The organism is Pseudomonas sp. LFM046 (assembly GCF_000949385.2).
Classification (GTDB): domain Bacteria; phylum Pseudomonadota; class Gammaproteobacteria; order Pseudomonadales; family Pseudomonadaceae; genus Metapseudomonas.
In genome coordinates, this window is the sequence record NZ_JYKO02000001.1 from 1,606,897 (window position 1) to 1,621,312 (window position 14,416).

Consider the following 14,416-nt stretch of genomic DNA (forward strand, 5'->3'; position numbering starts at 1 on the left):
TCCTGGGGCGAAGCACCTTTTCCCAGGAAACCTAAGCTGAAAGGGCATGCCCTCGCGAGGTGGTCCCATGGAACGCAAGCACGAACTCGAAACCTACAAACGCTTCAAGAAACTGCACCCGGCGTACTTCCAGGCGGTTGAAACACTGGGCGCCGTCGTGCGCCAGGCCGGTCCGTTGGATGAGCGCAGCCTGCAACTGATCCAGCTCGCCGCTGCGGCGGCCACTCATTCCGAAGGCGCGGTCCACAGCCATACCCGTCGCGCCCTGGAGGCCGGCGCCACCCCCGAACAGATCCACCACGCGCTGCTGGCGCTGACCAGCACCATCGGCTTTCCGACCGTGGTGGCGGCGCTGAGCTGGGCGGGGGATGTGCTCGATCCTGCTCCTTAGGTGGCTGCGTGATCGATGGGTATCGCGTTGCTCCACCACATCCTACGGAGCGGACCTTTGCCCTCGGCTGGGGAGGGGGCGCAATGTGGCCCGTAGGATGGGTAGAGCGGAGCGAAACCCATCGACCCGCCATCGACGGGGTTCGCGTTGTAAAACCACCTTCTACGGTGTGGGCGAGCCGGCGGCTTCGGGCTCTTGCTGCTGGAGCAGCCACATTTGCGCGTAGGTGCCGCCGGCTTCCAGCAGTTCGCGGTGGGTGCCTTGCTCGATTACCCGGCCGGCGTCGAGCACCAGGATCTGGTCGGCGTCCATCACGGTGGAGAGGCGGTGGGCGATCACCAGGGTGGTGCGGCCGACCTGGATGCGGTCGAGGGCGGTCTGGATGGCCTTTTCCGACTTGGAGTCCAGGGCCGAGGTGGCTTCGTCGAAGATCAGGATGGCCGGGTTCTTCAGCAGGGCGCGGGCGATGGCCACGCGCTGCTTTTCACCGCCCGACAGCTTGAGCCCGCGCTCGCCCACCTGCGTCTCGTAACCATCGGGCAGACGCAGAATGAAGTCGTGGATGTGCGCGGCGCGAGCGGCGGCCTCCACCTCCTCGCGGCTGGCCTCGGGGCGGCCGTAGCTGATGTTGTAGTAGATGCTGTCGTTGAACAGCACGGTGTCCTGGGGAACGATGGCGATGGCGCCGCGCACGGAGGCCTGGGTGAGTTCGCGCAGGTCGTGGCCATCGATGCGGATGTGCCCGGCGTCCACGTCGTAGAAACGGTAGAGCAGACGGGCCAGGGTGGACTTGCCCGAGCCCGAGTGGCCCACCACTGCCACCGTGCCGCCGGGTGGAATCTCGAAATCCACGCCGTGGAGGATTTCCCGCCGTGGGTCATACCCGAAGAACACCTTCTCGAAGCGCACCCGAGGGCAGGTGGTGACCAGCGCAGTCGCGCCGGGGGCATCCTGCACATCCTGGCGCTCGTCCAGCAGGCCGAACAGCCGTTCCATGTTGGTCAGCGCCTGTTTCACCTCGCGGTACATCATGCCCAGCACGAAGAGGGGCGCGGAAAGCTGCAGCAGGTAGGCGTTCACCAGCACCAGGTCGCCGATGCTGAGCTGGCCGCTGACCACGCCGGCGGCGGCTCGCCACATCATCGCCGTCACGCCGATGGCAACGACGGCGGTCTGGCCCAGGTTGAGCAGCGCCAGGGACTTGGTGGCCTTGACCTTGGCGTTCTCCAGGGAGCGCAGGTTCTCGTCGTAGCGCTTGGCCTCGTGGGCTTCGTTGTTGAAGTACTTGACCGTCTCGTAGTTGAGCAGCGAGTCCACCGCCCGCTCGTTGGCGCGGGTGTCGGCTTCCACCGAGGCACGGTAGAAGCGGGTGCGCCACTCCGTCACGGCGAAGGTCCAGACGCTATAGGCGACCAGGGTGCCGAGGGTGATGAAGGCGAAGCCCCAGTCATAGGCCCAGACCAGCACCACGGTCACCAGCAAGACTTCCAGCACGGTCGGGACGATGGTGTAGAGCGTCCAGTCCAGCAGGTCGGAAATTGCGCTGCCGCCACGCTCCACGTCCCGGGCCACGCCGCCGGTGCGACGACCGAGGTGGAATTTCAGGCTCAGGCCGTGCAGGTGCTGGAACACCTTCAGGGTGATCTGCCGCGACGCCCGCGCCATCACTCGGGCGAACACCACCTGGCGCAGCTCGGTGAACAGCGTGACGCCGATGCGCGACGCGCCGTAGGCCAGCAACAGGCCCACCGGCAGCACCAGCAGGCTGGGCTCGATATTGAGCTGGTCGACGATCTGCTTGAGCGCCACCGGAACGTAGAGGTTGACCAGCTTGGACGCGAAGATCAGCCCCAGCGCCAGGGCGATGCGCCCGAGGTAGGGTCGCAGGTAGGGCAGCAAGGCCGCGATCACGGCGGCATCGCCACGGGAACCGGCTTTGCGTGCGACGGGCCCGGTACCAGTGTCTTTGTCGCCGGCCGCGTCCTGCGGGGCCGGCTGCTTGTCGAGGGCTGTCATCGTGCCCGCCTTCCTTTCATGAGAACTCTGGTGGCGACCTTACTCCAGTCATGGGGCGCGCTGGAATTCCCGCGGCGGACCCGGCTGAAACTCTGGCCCTTCCAGCGCTCCACGGCACTCGCCTTGAACCGATTCGAAGTAAGCCCGTCCTGCCTGGAGCGCAAATCGCCTAGGTGGGGCGACCAGTTGCCTCGCTGTGATGCCGGCCGGCCACCATACTTCGCCCTTGAGCGAGCAGGGCCTACCCACTCGTGCCCTCCCATATTGCAACGCTCCCCACGGCACCCCGTGATCGATGAAAGGGGGTGTTTGTGCGTGCCCGTCGAGCCGCGACAAGTGAAGACGGGCGTGCCCTCGCGGGGAGGCTGTCGTTCCTTCGGTACCGGGCCCGATGCGGGAACGGTGCTGCCCTCTCAATGTGGATTCAGTGAAAGAGCAGCGCTTGCGCTGTGGAAGCGGTTTCCGTGGTGGCATGAGGGAGGAGCGGCACGTCCGTGATCTTCAGCTCCGGCGGGGTCCAGGCACAGTCACTGGAGCGCGTCGGTGGACCTGACCCCGGCTGTCGCGAGCAGGACGTCGACGGATGCGCTTCCGACTGACGGACGGAGCGGCTAGGGCGACGCACAATGCGTCAGGTTCGCTCGCAGGGGCACCCGCGACAGTGTCGTGCCCCCGTCCACCCAAAGATCGAACATGGGCGGAAGATAACGATGCATACCATCCGCAACACCCTGGTCGTACTCGACCCGCAGCAATCGGAGGGGCTCATCCTGAACCGGGCCAGAATGATCGCCAGCGCTACCCGGTCGCACCTGCACCTGCTCGTTTGCGACAAGCATCCCGACCTGTCCTCCCAACTGGAGGATGTGCGAGGTGCCCTGGAAAAGGAGGGGTTCAGTGTCAGCGCCGAGAGGGCCTGGCACCATAACCCGCACCAGACGGTGATTGCCGCGCAGCAGGCGGAGGGCTGCGGACTGGTGATCAAGCAGCACCTGCCCGACAACCCCCTGACGAAGTCGGTCCTCACCCCGGAGGACTGGAAGTTGCTCCGCTATTGCCCCAGTCCGGTGCTGATCGTGAAATCCGCCGAATCCTGGGCCAACGGCACCATTCTCGCTGCGGTGGACGTGGGCAGCAGCGATATCGAGCATCGGGTCCTCCATGCCGGCATCGTCAGCCACGGCTATGACATCGCCGAGCTGGCCGGCGGCAGGCTGCACATGATGAGCGCCCATCCCTACCCCATGCTGTCGGCGTACGACCCGATGTTCCAGCGCAAGGAAAGCATCCAGGCGTTCTACCGCGAACAGTGCAAGACGCTGCAGCAGGAGTTCGGCATCGATGACGAACGCCTGCATATCGAAGAAGGGGCGCCCGACATCCTGATTCCGCAGGTGGCCCACAAGCTCAAGGCTGCGCTGACGGTGATCGGCAACGTGGCCCGCACCGGGCTGGCCGGTGCCTTGATCGGCAACACCGCCGAGATGGTGCTCGACAGGCTGGAGAGCGATGTCCTGGTGCTCAAGCCGGACGACATCATCACCCATCTGGAAGAACTGGCGGCGCCGCCGCAAGGGCTCCAGCAGCAAGACGCGCTGTCGTCCTGGCCCTACAACCACCATCACCGACCGGTGTAGCGGTCCCCGGCCGGCAACACGCGTCCCCCTCTCCCTGTGGGAGAGGGGCGCTCCTCACGCCATCGGTGGCAGCCGTCTCTTCACCGGTGTCTTCTTGATGATGGCGGTGCTGGTTTCGGCATAGACATTGATACGGTCCAGCAGGATGTCCAGCTGCTCCATGGACCGCACGCACATGCGGGCGATGAAGCAATCGTCGCCGGTCACCTTGTCGCACTCGGTGAATTCCGGGATGCCCGCGATCTGCCGCTCCACTTCCTGCAATTGGCCGGGCAGGGGGCGGATGCGGACGATGGCCTGGAGCTGGTAGCCGAAGGCCTTCGGGTCCACCTCCACGGTGTAGCCCCTGAGCACCCCGCGCTCCTCCAGCTTGCGCAGACGTTCCGCGACGCTGGGGGAGGAGAGGCCGCTGATCTGTGCCAGGGCCTTGAGGGAGCGGCGGGAGTCTTCCATCAGTGCGGCGATCAGCAATTGGTCGATGTCGTCGGTCATGGATGTCTCGTTAGGTGATTTTGTGAAAGTGCCTTGATAGTAAAGGTAGCTGTTGAAATACGCCTTCGCTTTCGCATGGAGTTGCCCTGATCAGGCTCGTCATACTGTGCCCCATACAGAGGAGCCCCATCATGGACAAATCAATACATCGCGGTTCGTTGGAAATGGTCGTCGCCATGCTCATCTCCGGCACCATCGGCGCGCTGGTGATGCTCTCCGGCCAGCCGGTGCTGGATGTGGTGTTCTGGCGCTGCCTGTTCGGCGCGGCGACGCTGCTGGTGATCTGCGCAACGATGGGATTCCTGCGCCCCGGCATCCTGACCCGCACCACCTTCCTCCTGGCGGTTCTCAGTGGCGTGGCCATCGTCGGCAACTGGGTGCTGCTGTTCGCCTCCTACTCGCGGGCGTCCATCTCCATCGGCACGGCGATCTACAACGTCCAGCCCTTCATACTCGTGGGCCTGGCAGCGCTGTTCCTGGGCGAGAAGATCACGGCGCAGAAGCTGGCCTGGCTGGCGGTGTCCTTCGCCGGGATGCTGGCCATTGTCAGCGCCCACGGCGGGCAGGGGGAGGGCGGCGGCAATTACCTGGCGGGCATTGCCCTGGCCCTGGGGGCGGCGCTGCTCTATGCCATCGCGGCGCTGATCATCAAGTGGCTGGGCGGCGTGCCGCCGCACCTGATCGCGTTGATCCAGGTTTGCACCGGCGTGCTGCTGCTGGCGCCGATGGCCAACCTCTCCAGCCTGCCGCAGGGTAGCGACACCTGGTCGATCCTGCTGACCCTGGGCATCGTCCACACCGGCGTGATGTACGTGCTGCTCTACGGCGCGATCCAGAAGCTGCCCACGGCCCTGACCGGCGCGCTGTCGTTCGTCTATCCGATCGCGGCGATCTTCGTGGACTGGTTCGCCTTCGGCCGCCACCTTGAACTGCTGCAATGGGTGGGCGTGGCGGCCATCCTCATCGCGGCGTTGGGGATGCAGCAGGGCTGGAGCTTCGGTCTGCGCCGCTCGGCACCGGTGCAATCGTAGGCGGGGGATGGCCCAACGTCGGGCGGTGGGCTGAAGCCCACCCTAAGGTGCAGTGCCGCTTAGTGCACTTCTTTGGAGGCCTGGCCGAACTGGCGGTCGGCGGTGTTCAGGCGTTCCAGCTCGCGACGCACCATGTTGGCGAAGGCGGAGGGCTTGAAGTGGTAGAGCTCGGTGGCGACCCAGGCCAGCCAGCGCGGGCCCATGGCGTCGCGCTGTGCCAGGAGGCGCAGCGCTTCGGCAAGGGCCTGCTCGGCGTGTTCCTGGTGGAACTGCCGGCGGCTCTGGGGCTCAGTTGGCTTGCAGGCCGACATAGACGTTCTGCACGTCGTCGTGGTTGTCCAGGGCTTCGAGGAAGGCTTCCACTTCTTCCAGCTCGGCGCCGGACAGGCTGACCGGGTTCTTGGCCTTGTAGCCCAGGTTCGCCGACTGCACGGCAAAGCCGAAGTCCGGCAGGGCCTTGCACACGGCGTCCAGGTCGGTCGGGTCGGTGTAGAACAGGGTGGCGCCTTCCTCGGCGGCTTCGAAGTCCTGGGCACCGGCTTCGATGGCGGCCAGTTCAACGTCGGCATCGGCGCCGGCCGGCTCGGCCTCGATCATGCCCAGGTGGTCGAAGTCCCAGGACACCGAGCCGGATGTGCCCAGCTGGCCCTTGCGGAACAGCACGCGTACTTCGGCGACGGTGCGGTTCACGTTGTCGGTCAGGCACTCGACGATTACCGGAACGCGATGGGGCGCGAAACCTTCATAGAGGGTGCGCTCGTAGTTGACCACTTCGCCCGTCTGGCCGGAGCCCTTCTTGATGGCGCGCTCCAGGGTGTCCTTGGGCATGGACGCCTTCTTGGCCTGGTGCACGGCCAGGCGCAGCTTGGGGTTCATGTCCGGATCGGCGCCGTTACGGGCGGCGATCATGATCTCTTTCACCAGCTTGCCGAAGATCTTTCCTCGGGCGTTGGCGGCGGCTTCTTTCGGTTTGGCTTTCCACTGGGCGCCCATGACGGCTCTCTCGCTGGTTCGGGTTGGAAACGGGCGGAGATTCTACTGGGGCGGCGGGGGCGCCTGCCAGTTGGCTCGTCGGGTCGGACGCTGCCCGTAGGGCGCGCCGTGCGTACCTGAACCTCCGTGCGAGGCGATCGGTGCGCGCAGCGCACCCTACAGGAAGAGCGGCCGGACACGCCGCGACATCGCGCTAGCGATGCCGCTGATAGCGTCCGATCAGCTCCGCCTGGGCCAGGACGTGCCCCTGCATCGAATGTTCGAGCATCGCCTTGGTCGGGCGGCGCAGGTCGACGAGCTCCTTGTCCAGCGCGTACAGCTTGTGGAAGTAGCGGTGGTTGCCGATGGGTGGGCAGGGACCGCCGTAGCCCGTGCGCTGCCAGTCGTTGAGCCCCTGCAGGGTGCCCGGCGGCAGGTCGCTGTCCGCGACGCCCTCGGGCAGGATGCCGGCGGTGGGTGGCAGGTTGTAGAGCATCCAGTGGGTCCAGGTCATCTTCGGTGCGGCGGGGTCAGGCGCGTCCGGGTCGTCGACGATCAGCACCAGGCTGCGCGTGCCGGCGGGGGGCTCGGTCCAGTTCAGCGGCGGCGAGACGTCGCGGCCGTCGCAGGTGTACACGTCGGGGATGGTCCCATCGGGGGCGAATGCGGTGGAGCTAAGGCGGAAGGTCATGGCCGTATCTCCCAGTTAGCCAGGTGGATTCAGCAGCAGACCGCAACAGCGACGGCCGGCCTCGGCAGGCAGGCCGTGGTCGGGAGCTACCTGAAAGCATAGTGAACCGCCTGGCGGGCGGCTGGAGCAGACGGGCTGCTGGCTGGCACAGGGGGCGCTGCCTAGACTGATCAGGCATACACCCAGTGAGGGCATCCGCGCGGGAGGCAGAATTGGACAAGCATCGAATCCCGGCTGCAGGCCGCAGCATTTCGCGACGCCTCTTCCTGCGCGACAGCGCCGTGGTGCTGGGGGGCGGCCTGCTGGCCCACCCGCTCTTCGCCGCCACGCAAGGCTGCCGGCCCACCGACGGCGATATCCTCGGCCCTTACTATCGCTTCGGCGTGCCATTCCAGGCCCGACTGGCAGGGCCAGAGGAGCCCGGCGAGCGGCTGATCGTGACCGGCACCGTGTTCAGCGAGGACTGCAAGACGCCCCTTCCCGGCGCCTTGGTCGAAGTCTGGCAGGCCAACAGCGCCGGCCTGTACGACACTGAGAAGCCCGGCAACTTCACCGAGAACGAACGCTTCCACCTGCGGGGAATGCTCTATACCGACGAGCAGGGGCGGTACCGGATCGAGACGGTGGTGCCGGGGCGCTATCCCATCCCGCCGAACCTTCCCGGCCTGGAAAAGTACGCCGGAATGACACGGCCGGCGCATATCCACTTCCGGGTCATGGAGTCGCTGCACGTGCCGTTGACCATGCAGCTTTACTTCAAGGGAGACCCCTTCATCGCCAAGGACCCCTGGGCCGGGGAGAAGCCTTCCAACGTCATTACGCTGGAGCAGGACGGAAAGCTGCGTCGCGGCGTGTACGACTTCGTCCTCGCCAGGGGGTTCTGAGTCTCCAACAAAGGGGCGACAGGTTCATGCTGCAAGCCGTGCTGCTCGACATCAGCGGAGTGCTGTACGAGGACGACCGTCCCCTCCCGGGTGCGTTGCAGGCCGTGCAACAGCTCCAGGACAAGGGCTACCCCCTGCGGCTGATCACCAATACCTCGCGCCAGGGCAGGGCGGCGATCCACCGGCAACTGACCGCCATGGGCTTCGCCGTGACACCCCAACAGATCTTCACCTCGCCCCAGGCCGTGCTTCGCCACGTGCGAATGGCGGGCCTGCGTCCGTACTGCCTGATCCACCCGGGGCTGGAGGACGAATTCGCCGACCTGCTCGATCTGCCCGAGCCCAATGCCGTGGTGCTGGGCGACGCGGAAATGCGCTTCGACTATGCCCACCTCGACCGCGCCTTCCAGTTGCTGCTCGATGGCGCGCCGCTGATCTGCATGGGCGACAACCGCTACTTCCGTGGTCAGGGCGCCCTGCATCTGGACGCCGGCCCCTTCGTGCGGGCCCTGGAATACGCCGCCGGTACCACGGCGCTGGTACTGGGAAAACCTTCCGCGGCCTTCTACGCCAGCGCCCTGGAAGACCTGGGGGCAAGCGCCGAGGCCACCTTGATGATTGGCGATGACGTTATCGCGGATGTTCAGGGCGCGCTGGCGGGCGGCCTGCGGGCGTGCCTGGTGCGCACCGGCAAGTACCGCGCAGGCGACGAGTTGCGGGCGCCCACGGCCTGGGTGGCGGCCGATCTGGCCGAGGCCGTGGCGCGCTTTTGCTGAGCCCTGCGGCGAGGTGCGCAAGCATGGGCAACCGGCAGTGCCTGGATGCTACGCCGCGCCGATTCTTTGGCCTGAAAGCGGGGAGGGGCTGATGCTCCGCAACGTCCGCCGAGTTCGCGTCAGCGAAATGACACCAGATTGCCATTATGGCTAGACTGCAATTTCCCATGGCCGATCACGCCAGGCGGCATTTCCAGTCCCGGCGAGGCAGAGTCCACATGCAACCGCTGTTTTCTCTTGAGGCGCCAGAGAGCGCCAACGATGAGCGATTCGATGGTCTGACCCGCCTGGCCCGGCGACATTTCGGGGTCATGGCCGCGCTGCTGACGACCGGGGTCGGGGAGCCGCAGATCAGGAGCTGCGATGGCCTGGCCCTGCGCGGCGTCTTGCGGGTCGGCCCCCTTGGCGTGGTCCAGGGGCACTCCGATGCCCTGCTCGTGGTTCCCGATGCCCACTGCGACGAACGCTTCCGCCACCATGAATGGGTGACGGGTGCGCCCCATGTGCGCTTTCTCGCCGTCTGCTCACTGCAGGACTCGGCCGGTACGGTGATCGGCAGGCTGTTCCTGCTGCACGACCAGCCTCGGGAGCTGGACGCGCCCCAGCGGCAGGCTTTCCATGAATTCGCCGGGCTTGCCGCCGAACTGCTTGCGCGGGATGAGGCCGACGCCCGTCTGCAGCGGGAGCTGGGGGTGCTGCGTGAGAGCGAGCGGCGCATGGCGCTGGCCATCGCCGGAAGCGGTACTGGCATCTGGGACCGCAACGTGGCCACCGGTGACATCTATTACTCCACCGGCTGGAAAACGCTCCTGGGCTACGCCGAGCACGAAGTCGGCAACCACATCGAGGAGAGCTACACGCGGGTCCATCCCGCCGATCTGGAGTACGTGAAAGCGACCATGCAGGCCCACTTCGAGCAACGAATCGGCGTCTACGAAGTGGAGCATCGCCTGCGTTGCCGGGACGGCAGCTACAAGTGGGTGTGCAGCCGCGGCAAGGTGGTCGAGCGTGATGCCACGGGTAAAGCATTGCGCATGATCGGCACCACCACGGACGTCACGGCCATGCGCAGGCTGTCCGAACAGGTGCAGCAGACCGCCGCGCTGATGACCGACCTGACCAACGAGATTCCAGGCATGGCCTTCCAGTACCAGCGCCTGCCCGATGGCCGCTCGTTCTTTTCCTACGCCAGCGCCGGGGTTCGGGACATCTACGGCCTCACGCCGGAGCAATTGGCGGCAAGCGGGGAGGCGCTGCACGGGATCATCCACCCGGACGACCTGGCGCCGTACCTCGCTTCCTTCGAGGCATCCGCGAAGGATCTGACGCCCTGGCACCTGGAGTACCGCGTCCAATTGCCGGGGCGGGGGATTTGCTGGCGCCAGGGCGATGCCCGGCCCAGGCGCCTGGAAGACGGCAGTGTGCTGTGGCACGGCTTCATCACCGATGTCACCGAGTGGAAGCAGGTCGAGGCCGAATTGCAGGTGTTCGCCACCACGGACTCCCTGACCCAACTGTCCAACCGCCGGCACTTCATGCAGCTGCTCGACACCGAGCTGTCCAGGGTGCAGCGCTCGGCGGGCCATTGCGCGACCGTGCTGATGCTGGACCTGGACCACTTCAAGGCGATCAACGACCGCTGGGGGCACTCGGTGGGTGACCAGGCATTGCGCCACTTCGCGGCGATCCTGCGTGGGCAGCTGCGCAAGACCGACGCAGCGGGACGGATGGGCGGCGAGGAGTTCGCGGTGGTGCTGAGCGAGGCCAATATCGACCAGGCCGTCACCTTCGCCCGGCGCATCCAGAGCGAACTCGCCAAATCCCCGGTGCTGATTGCGGAGGAGCGGATTCCCCTGGCCGTCAGCATCGGCGTTACCGTCGTCAACGCCACCGATGCGAGCACCGAAGTCACGCTGTCACGTAGCGACATGGCGCTGTACCGCGCCAAGCGAGGCGGCCGCAACCGTATCGAGTGCCATTGAAGGGCGCGGTTCATTCGTGTCGAATCTGGATCGCGTTTCCCATTGGCCTCTTGCGCATCGATCACTGCCCGCGGTCCTGATGGCCCCTTGGGCAAATTCCCGCTGCCGTGGGAACGACTTCGCATAGAGTTTGGCCTAATCGCGCATCATGGGCGCAGTCAGGAGAAGGAGATTTCCATGGGCGTCATGTCATTCGTTTCGCGTCTTGCCTGCGTGTCGCTGGGGCTGGTGTTCGCCACCCTCGCCGTGGCCAGCGAGGAAACGCAGTTGATCGATTCGATCAACGCCTACCGCAGTGAAGTGCAGCGCTGTGCGGGCCAGGCCTCCTCCGAGCTGCCGCCGCTGAACGCCGACCCACGCCTGATCCTGCCGGCGGGCGGCATCGGCGACCTGCAACAGGCGCTGTCGCGCACGGCCTATCCGCTGGTGAACGTCCAGGCGATCAATCTCTCCGGCCCGCGTGATGCCCAAGCCGCCATGAAGGCGCTGCAGGAAAGCTTCTGCCAGGTGGTGCTGGACCCGCAGTTCGTCGATGTCGGCGTGAGCCGCGAGGGCGTCGACTGGCGCATCGTGCTGGCGCGGCCGCTGCTGGCAGGCGGCCTGGGCGACTGGCAGGCGGAGGGCCAGAAGCTGCTGCAACAGATCAACACCGCACGCGCCCAGGCGCGCCAGTGCGGCTCCCAATCCTTCCAGGCCGCCGGCCCGCTGACCTGGAACGCCACCCTGGCCACCGCCGCCCAGGACCACACCCGCGCCATGGCCAACCAGAATTTCTTCGATCACAAGGACCGCGACGGCCGCACCCCCGGCGACCGCGCCGAGCTGGCCGGCTATGTGGGCCGCGAGATTGGCGAGAACATCGCAGCCGGCCTGGATACCGCGAGCAAGGTGGTCGACGGCTGGTTGGCCAGCCCGGGCCACTGCGCCAACCTGATGAACCCGCAATTCAGTGAACTGGGTGCGGCCTACGCGGTGGACCCGAAGAGCGATGCGGGTATCTACTGGACGGCCTTGTTCGGCGCGCCGTAGATCCCCGTCATCCGGAGGCGCGTCTCGCCTTCAGCCCTGGTCGATATGGGCGGCGAAGCCGTTCTCGCCCTGGGCGAGGTCTGCGCGAAGGGTGAGGGCGGGAATCTCGTAGTCGCCGGCATTCTGCTTGCGGTAGGGAATGGGGGCGGTCCGCCATAGGTTGTCCAGGCGCAACAGACCTGGCGCGTGGCGGCAACCGACTACGGCGAGTCGTCCATCCTGCTACCGGCCCTGGCCGGATTGCGGACACGAGCACCGGGAACCCGGCTGGCCGTGGTGGAGAGGGTGCCGGCGCGCATCGCCCGGCAGGCCGAACAGGGGGAAATCGACCTGACCTTCCACACGGTCGAGGGCTCGCCGCCCAACCTGCGGCGGCGCACCCTACCAGGTAGGCGGTTGGTCCAGAGGCCAGAACGACAACGGGAGCCCTTGGGCTCCCGTCGAGGTGGATCAATGCGGCTGATTCAGCGTCAGGCGCATGTGGCGGTTCACATCCTTGTACAGCAGGTAGCGGAAGCGACCAGGGCCGCCGGAGTAGCAGGCCTGCGGGCAGAAAGCGCGGAGCCACATGAAGTCGCCGGCTTCCACTTCGACCCAGTCCTGGTTCAGGCGGTAAACGGCCTTGCCTTCCAGCACGTACAGGCCGTGTTCCATCACGTGGGTTTCAGCGAAGGGGATCACGCCGCCCGGCTCGAAGTTGACGATGTTGACGTGCATGTCATGACGCATGTCACTCATGTCGACGAAGCGGGTGGTGCTCCAGCGGCCTTCGGTGTCCGGCATGACCAGCGGCTGGATGTCCTGCTCGTTGGTGACGAAGGCTTCCGGCAGCGGCACGCCGTCCACTTTCTGGTAGTGCTTGCGGATCCAGTGGAAGCGGGTGTGCTGGCCGGAGGTATTGCGCACCTTGTAGTCGGCGCCCGGCGGAATGAAGGCGTAGCCACCCGGCTGCATGTTATGGACCTGGCCCTGCAGGGTCAGGGTCAGCTCGCCTTCCACCACGAACAGCACGGCTTCGGCGTTCGGGTCTTGCTCAGGCTTGTCGCTGCCGCCGTTGGGGGCGAGCTCGACGATGTACTGGGAGAAGGTCTCGGCGAAGCCGGACAGCGGGCGGGCGATGACCCACATCCGCATGTTGTCCCAGAAGGGCAGGTGGCTGGTGACGATGTCACGCATCACGCCCTTGGGGATCACGGCGTAGGCTTCGGTGAACATCGCGCGGTCGGTGAGCAGCTCGGTCTGTGCCGGGTGCCCGCCGTGCGGCGCGTAGTAGCTGGATTTGGACATGGGGCATTTCCTCATTGTTGTTTTGCTGCCTGGCGCATGCGGCACCGGGGCGAACAAACCGGGCAGATCGGTGCGCCACCAGGGGCGCTGACCGTCGCTGACAACCACGATATCCAGCGGCGATTTCATGCACAAATTAAATGTTGGAATCCGCCGTATTCGATTTACGAATGCGAATGAGCGGTCGTTCAGCCGCGCGTGTCCTGGGCCAGGACCCGCGACAGCACCTGGGCGAGCGCCTTGACCATCGGGTCCGCCGCCGGGCGATGGAGCAGCGCCACTTCGAACACATCCACCGAGGGCAGGCCGATGTCCTTCGGCACCACCGCGTGGTCCGCCGTCACCGCGCGCAGCGGCAGCAGGCCAATGCCCATGCCGTCCGCGATGGCCGACTGGATGCCGCTCAGGCTCGAGCTGGTGAAGCTGACGTGCCAGCGCCGGCCCACCGACTCCAGGGCGTTGATCATCTCGTCGCGGTACACCCCGCGCGGGGGGAAGGTGACGATGGGCACTGGATCGAGGTCGATGCAGGGGTTCTTGGCGCTATCCACCCAGCGCGTCTTCTCCGGCCAGCAGGCCACCGCCTCGCGGCTGTTCTGGCGCTGCTTGAGGAGCACCAGGTCGAGTTCGCCACGGTCGTAGCTGGCGCTGAGGTCGCGGCTGAGACCGCTGGTGACCTCCAGCTTCACCTGTGGGTAGCGGCGGTTGAAGGCCGCCAATTGCTCCGTAGTGCGCCCGCTGGCGAAATCGTCCGGCACGCCGATGCGCACCGTCAGTGCCACGGTGGCGCCGGACAGCGCCTCTGCCATCTCGTCGTTCAAGGCCAGCAGGCGCCGTGCGTAGGCCAGCAGGGTCTCGCCGGCATCGGTGGGCAGCACGTCGCGGTTGCCACGCTCCAGCAGCCGATGCCCGGCCATCTCCTCCAGGCGCCGGATCTTCTGGCTGATGGTGGACTGGGTGGAGTGAAGGCGCGTCGCGGCCGTGGTAAAGCTGCCGCAGTCGGCCACCGTGACGATGGCCCGCAGCAGGTCGAGGTCGAACAGGCGGCTATTCGATTTGTCACTTTCACTCATGGCGGTATTGGTTTTGTGAATGTCGATTTTGCTTTTAGCAGTTCGCTTCCGCCCCGGCAACGCCTCAGGCGCAGTGTAGAACCGAGGCGGTCGGACACGGCATTCGGCCCCGGATGCCCGGTGCTATGATTCCGCTTCTCCATGGCCGGCTATGG

The 14,416-nt window shown here is 66.1% G+C and carries 14 protein-coding genes and 2 pseudogenes; 8 read left to right on the plus strand and 8 right to left on the minus strand.

Annotation, left to right across the window (positions count from 1 at the left end; translation table 11 throughout):
* Positions 1 to 67: 67 nt before the first annotated feature.
* Positions 68 to 391 (plus strand): carboxymuconolactone decarboxylase family protein, encoded by a 324-nt coding sequence (locus tag TQ98_RS07540; protein ID WP_044871510.1) that lies wholly within the window; start codon positions 68 to 70, stop codon positions 389 to 391.
* Between the two features lie 162 nt (positions 392 to 553).
* Here TQ98_RS07540 and TQ98_RS07545 read toward each other — a convergent pair whose 3' ends face one another.
* Positions 554 to 2,407 carry an ABC transporter ATP-binding protein/permease gene (locus TQ98_RS07545; protein ID WP_044871509.1) on the minus strand — a complete coding sequence of 618 codons (1,854 nt, stop codon included), beginning with the start codon at positions 2,405 to 2,407 and terminating at the stop codon, positions 554 to 556.
* Between the two features lie 710 nt (positions 2,408 to 3,117).
* Between TQ98_RS07545 and TQ98_RS07550 the strand changes: the two genes are divergently transcribed.
* Positions 3,118 to 4,044 carry a universal stress protein gene (locus TQ98_RS07550; RefSeq protein ID WP_044871508.1) on the plus strand — a complete coding sequence of 309 codons (927 nt, stop codon included), beginning with the start codon at positions 3,118 to 3,120 and terminating at the stop codon, positions 4,042 to 4,044.
* 54 nt (positions 4,045 to 4,098) lie between these two features.
* Here the strand turns inward: TQ98_RS07550 and TQ98_RS07555 are convergent, their stop codons facing one another.
* Positions 4,099 to 4,536 (minus strand): Lrp/AsnC family transcriptional regulator, encoded by a 438-nt coding sequence (locus TQ98_RS07555; RefSeq protein WP_044871507.1) that lies wholly within the window; start codon positions 4,534 to 4,536, stop codon positions 4,099 to 4,101.
* 131 nt (positions 4,537 to 4,667) lie between these two features.
* On the opposite strand from TQ98_RS07555, the gene TQ98_RS07560 reads away from it, so the two are divergent.
* The gene (locus TQ98_RS07560) at positions 4,668 to 5,567 is read left to right on the plus strand and encodes a DMT family transporter (RefSeq protein ID WP_044871506.1); all 900 of its coding nucleotides are present in this window, start codon (positions 4,668 to 4,670) and stop codon (positions 5,565 to 5,567) included.
* A 59-nt stretch (positions 5,568 to 5,626) separates the two neighbouring features.
* Here TQ98_RS07560 and TQ98_RS07565 read toward each other — a convergent pair whose 3' ends face one another.
* The 3 genes from TQ98_RS07565 to TQ98_RS07575 all read right to left on the minus strand — a co-directional run bounded on the left by TQ98_RS07565 (position 5,627) and on the right by TQ98_RS07575 (position 7,230).
* A complete protein-coding gene (locus TQ98_RS07565; protein ID WP_044871505.1) occupies positions 5,627 to 5,878 on the minus strand; it encodes a hypothetical protein in 252 nt (83 codons plus the stop codon).
* The gene (locus TQ98_RS07570) at positions 5,856 to 6,560 is read right to left on the minus strand and encodes a YebC/PmpR family DNA-binding transcriptional regulator (protein ID WP_044871504.1); all 705 of its coding nucleotides are present in this window, start codon (positions 6,558 to 6,560) and stop codon (positions 5,856 to 5,858) included. The genes TQ98_RS07565 and TQ98_RS07570 overlap by 23 nt, the downstream gene beginning before the upstream one ends.
* A gap of 193 nt (positions 6,561 to 6,753) precedes the next feature.
* Positions 6,754 to 7,230: a YbhB/YbcL family Raf kinase inhibitor-like protein gene (locus TQ98_RS07575; protein WP_044871503.1), complete on the minus strand. Its 477-nt coding sequence runs from the start codon at positions 7,228 to 7,230 to the stop codon at positions 6,754 to 6,756.
* 212 nt (positions 7,231 to 7,442) lie between these two features.
* Here TQ98_RS07575 and TQ98_RS07580 point away from each other — a divergent pair, with 212 nt between their 5' ends.
* The 4 genes from TQ98_RS07580 (at position 7,443) to TQ98_RS07595 (ending at position 11,901) form a co-directional block, all read left to right on the plus strand.
* Complete coding sequence (locus TQ98_RS07580) at positions 7,443 to 8,114, plus strand: twin-arginine translocation pathway signal protein (RefSeq protein ID WP_044871502.1); 672 nt, start codon at positions 7,443 to 7,445, stop codon at positions 8,112 to 8,114.
* A 26-nt stretch (positions 8,115 to 8,140) separates the two neighbouring features.
* Positions 8,141 to 8,890 carry a TIGR01458 family HAD-type hydrolase gene (locus TQ98_RS07585; RefSeq protein WP_044871501.1) on the plus strand — a complete coding sequence of 250 codons (750 nt, stop codon included), beginning with the start codon at positions 8,141 to 8,143 and terminating at the stop codon, positions 8,888 to 8,890.
* A gap of 218 nt (positions 8,891 to 9,108) precedes the next feature.
* The gene (locus TQ98_RS07590) at positions 9,109 to 10,872 is read left to right on the plus strand and encodes a diguanylate cyclase (protein WP_103102905.1); all 1,764 of its coding nucleotides are present in this window, start codon (positions 9,109 to 9,111) and stop codon (positions 10,870 to 10,872) included.
* A 177-nt stretch (positions 10,873 to 11,049) separates the two neighbouring features.
* Positions 11,050 to 11,901, plus strand: a complete 852-nt coding sequence (locus TQ98_RS07595) for a CAP domain-containing protein (protein ID WP_044871498.1) — start codon at positions 11,050 to 11,052, stop codon at positions 11,899 to 11,901.
* A gap of 30 nt (positions 11,902 to 11,931) precedes the next feature.
* Here the strand turns inward: TQ98_RS07595 and TQ98_RS07600 are convergent.
* A pseudogene (locus tag TQ98_RS07600) lies at positions 11,932 to 12,072 on the minus strand (flavodoxin family protein); the annotation flags it as partial.
* 9 nt (positions 12,073 to 12,081) lie between these two features.
* Between TQ98_RS07600 and TQ98_RS07605 the strand changes: the two are divergent.
* Positions 12,082 to 12,285 (plus strand): annotated as a pseudogene (locus tag TQ98_RS07605) (LysR substrate-binding domain-containing protein); the annotation flags it as partial.
* 66 nt (positions 12,286 to 12,351) lie between these two features.
* Here the strand turns inward: TQ98_RS07605 and TQ98_RS07610 are convergent.
* Both TQ98_RS07610 and TQ98_RS07615 read right to left on the minus strand, forming a co-directional pair.
* Positions 12,352 to 13,188 (minus strand): bifunctional allantoicase/(S)-ureidoglycine aminohydrolase, encoded by an 837-nt coding sequence (locus TQ98_RS07610; protein WP_044874745.1) that lies wholly within the window; start codon positions 13,186 to 13,188, stop codon positions 12,352 to 12,354.
* A gap of 188 nt (positions 13,189 to 13,376) precedes the next feature.
* A complete protein-coding gene (locus TQ98_RS07615) occupies positions 13,377 to 14,261 on the minus strand; it encodes a LysR family transcriptional regulator (protein ID WP_044874746.1) in 885 nt (294 codons plus the stop codon).
* Between the last annotated feature and the right edge of the window lie 155 nt (positions 14,262 to 14,416).

Coding starts and splice junctions, on each gene's coding strand:
- TQ98_RS07540 (WP_044871510.1), top strand. CDS start 68: ATGGAACGCAAGCACGAACTCGAAACCTACAAACGCTTCAAGAAACTG.
- TQ98_RS07545 (WP_044871509.1), bottom strand. CDS start 2,407: ATGACAGCCCTCGACAAGCAGCCGGCCCCGCAGGACGCGGCCGGCGAC.
- TQ98_RS07550 (WP_044871508.1), top strand. CDS start 3,118: ATGCATACCATCCGCAACACCCTGGTCGTACTCGACCCGCAGCAATCG.
- TQ98_RS07555 (WP_044871507.1), bottom strand. CDS start 4,536: ATGACCGACGACATCGACCAATTGCTGATCGCCGCACTGATGGAAGAC.
- TQ98_RS07560 (WP_044871506.1), top strand. CDS start 4,668: ATGGACAAATCAATACATCGCGGTTCGTTGGAAATGGTCGTCGCCATG.
- TQ98_RS07565 (WP_044871505.1), bottom strand. CDS start 5,878: ATGTCGGCCTGCAAGCCAACTGAGCCCCAGAGCCGCCGGCAGTTCCAC.
- TQ98_RS07570 (WP_044871504.1), bottom strand. CDS start 6,560: ATGGGCGCCCAGTGGAAAGCCAAACCGAAAGAAGCCGCCGCCAACGCC.
- TQ98_RS07575 (WP_044871503.1), bottom strand. CDS start 7,230: ATGACCTTCCGCCTTAGCTCCACCGCATTCGCCCCCGATGGGACCATC.
- TQ98_RS07585 (WP_044871501.1), top strand. CDS start 8,141: ATGCTGCAAGCCGTGCTGCTCGACATCAGCGGAGTGCTGTACGAGGAC.
- TQ98_RS07590 (WP_103102905.1), top strand. CDS start 9,109: ATGCAACCGCTGTTTTCTCTTGAGGCGCCAGAGAGCGCCAACGATGAG.
- TQ98_RS07595 (WP_044871498.1), top strand. CDS start 11,050: ATGGGCGTCATGTCATTCGTTTCGCGTCTTGCCTGCGTGTCGCTGGGG.
- TQ98_RS07610 (WP_044874745.1), bottom strand. CDS start 13,188: ATGTCCAAATCCAGCTACTACGCGCCGCACGGCGGGCACCCGGCACAG.
- TQ98_RS07615 (WP_044874746.1), bottom strand. CDS start 14,261: ATGAGTGAAAGTGACAAATCGAATAGCCGCCTGTTCGACCTCGACCTG.